3 protein-coding genes and 1 pseudogene are annotated in these 2,633 nt (G+C 46.6%); all 4 read left to right on the top strand.

What is annotated here, in order from left to right:
- Positions 1-682: pseudogene (locus tag RMO84_RS02880) on the top strand (D-alanine--D-alanine ligase); the annotation flags it as partial.
- Positions 683-996: 314 nt separating this feature from the next.
- Complete coding sequence (locus RMO84_RS02885) at positions 997-1,209, top strand: DUF2997 domain-containing protein (RefSeq protein WP_310486945.1); 213 nt, start codon at positions 997-999, stop codon at positions 1,207-1,209.
- Between the two features lie 151 nt (positions 1,210-1,360).
- On the top strand, positions 1,361-1,750 hold the full coding sequence (locus RMO84_RS02890) for a DUF1257 domain-containing protein (RefSeq protein ID WP_310486946.1): 390 nt from the start codon (positions 1,361-1,363) through the stop codon (positions 1,748-1,750).
- A 3-nt stretch (positions 1,751-1,753) separates the two neighbouring features.
- A complete protein-coding gene (locus tag RMO84_RS02895) occupies positions 1,754-2,200 on the top strand; it encodes a ferredoxin (RefSeq protein ID WP_310486947.1) in 447 nt (148 codons plus the stop codon).
- The last annotated feature ends 433 nt before the right edge of the window (positions 2,201-2,633 follow it).

Below are 2,633 nucleotides of genomic sequence, written 5' to 3' on the forward strand. Positions count from 1 at the left end.
AGCTAAAGCGATCGTGGCGGCGGTAGGTGTCAATGTGCCTTCAGGAGAACTGCTATGCCCTGGAAATCAGCCCTCAATCGCTCCGCCAGCCGTCATCAAGCCTGTAGATGCCGATAATTCTTTAGGGGTCGCTTTAGTCACAAATCGCGCTGACTACGATGCTGCGCTTAGGAAAGCTTTTGCTTATGGCGATGAGGTGCTCGTCGAGACATTTATCGAGCTGGGTCGAGAAGTTCGCTGCGGTATCCTGGTACAGGATGGGGAGCTTGTCTGTCTGCCACTGGAAGAATACTGGATGGACAAAGAGCATCAGCCCATTCGCCGCTACGATGATAAGCTTGGCCAAAACCAAAGTGGTGACTTATATATGGTTGCCAAGAATCGTACCAAGTCCTGGATCGTCGATCCTGACGATCCCATTACCGCCAGGGTTTGGGATGCCGCTAAAAAATGCCATGTCGCGCTAGGTTGCCGACATTACAGTCTGTTTGATTTCCGCATCGATCCCAGCGGGCAACCGTGGTTTCTGGAAGCAGGGCTGTATTGCTCTTTTGCGAGCAAAAGTGTGATTTCGATGATGGCAACAGCAGCCGGTATTCCGTTGGAGCGACTGTTCCAGCTCGCTGTCAACAATTCACTCGCACAAACAGCAAAGAGAAACTCAGGCAGCACACTTAAATGAGCGTCGCCACCCCCGCTTTTCAAATTCATGCGCTCGATCGTGCTGACAAAGTGAGGTAATTACTCTGATGGGATAAATAATGATAAAACTTCACAAAACTTGACGTGGTGGCTCAGTTAAGCGAAACTTACTTATAATGCAAGTAATAACTCGACTAAGTAACAACTTTTGCCAAGTTTTAGCAAGCAGTGATGAATGTCGATCGAAATCGGCACTCATTGGCAAAAGTCATCTACCGATCGGGTCTAAACTATTTGGCTCGCTCTAAATATAATAACGATGGTATAGGTAATCTTGGAGGATTCACACAACCGATGAACATGGAGACACTAGAGTTTATTATTTATCCCGACGGACGCGTGCATGAGAAAGTCACTGGTATAGTGGGTCAGTCTTGCACCGTAGTAACAGCGGCGATCGAATCCGAACTAGGCCATGTCGTCAGCCAAGCACAAACTGCCGAATATTTCCGCCAAAATCTCGAACTTACCACAACTGCCACTGCCACAACTCAAGCTACTTGGTAATTTGAGCGGATTAGATTGGCAATTTCAACAATGTGTGTCGATCTTCTTCTAGTGTTAGCAAGCTCGTGAAATTAGTCTGGGATTGACAAAGCTAGCCAATCCGGAACGATCGATTACTAATTATCAACTCTCAACTCTCAACTATATTTATATGTCCCATTTTAGCAATATCAAAACCAAGATTCGTAACGTAGAATCCCTGACTGCGGCATTGACCGATCTCGGCATCGAGTGGAAAACCGGCCCGCAACCCGTGCGTGGCTATCGAGGGGATACGCGGACGGCAGCAGTCGTCATCCAGCAGGAGAATGGCTATGATATTGGCTTTAGCGACAATGGCAATCATGAGTACGAACTAATTGCCGACTTGCAATTCTGGGAACAAAATTGGTCGGTCGATCGCTTCTTGAATCAAATTACACAGCGTTATGCCTACCATACGGTATTAACTGAAGCAACTAAACAAGGCTTTCAGGTTGTCGAAGAATGCGATCGACAAGATGGTTCGATTAAGTTAGTAGTTCAGCGTTGGAATGCCTAGGTTATGAGCGATTTTACCCCACCAATGGATAGCAACCAATCTGGTTTCGAGCCAGAACTCGGTGGATATTTGCGCGATGCCGCAGATCGATCTGGTTTCGAGCCGGAACTGGGTGGGGTATGGCGACAAAAGGGCGTTTATGTAGATGAGATAACCTGTATCGGGTGTCTGCATTGCGCTCACACCGCTCGCAATACATTTTTTATCGAGCCGGAATATGGGAGAGCGAGGGTAGTTCGTCAAGATGGCGATCTCGAAGATACGATCCAGCAGGCGATCGATACCTGTCCGGTGAATTGCATTCAGTGGGTGGATTATACCGAGTTACAGAAATTAGAAGCAGAACGCCAATATCAAGAAATTCCGATGGCTGGTTTTCCAGTAGATCGCGCTGCTGTGGCAGCAAAGAGCCGTCGGCGCAAACTCAGTCAGCTCAAAAAAATATCTTAGACTAATCGATCGTCGATCGTTGATAATTGATAATTGGGTTTTTAGAACGGAGGTTTAAACTCCATTCTAAAAACAATCTACATGAAAACTTACAGTGTAGACACAAGTCGGCTAGACTTCGTTTTTAGATCCGAATCCCCCAAACCCCGTTAAAAAGCTTGCTCAGATCCGGTCAAATTCCCCCTTTTTAATGGGAATTTGGGGGGATTCACACTAATTTCGCTGCTAACTAGAGATGTGTATACACGGTAGGCATAAAGGGGCTTGAAACTCTTGCTATTGAGTAATCGATCGAACTTAAATACCCCTTTACCAATAACTCGATCGCCGATTATCATAGAGGGCGATACCGTTGTAGCGTAAAGTAGCAATAGTGAATCGAGTTGGTAAGCGCGATCGTATGAGTGTAACGATCGTGCCGCCAACAGACCGA

Source organism: Chamaesiphon sp. VAR_69_metabat_338, from assembly GCF_031423935.1.
In the GTDB taxonomy this organism is placed as follows: domain Bacteria; phylum Cyanobacteriota; class Cyanobacteriia; order Cyanobacteriales; family Chamaesiphonaceae; genus Chamaesiphon.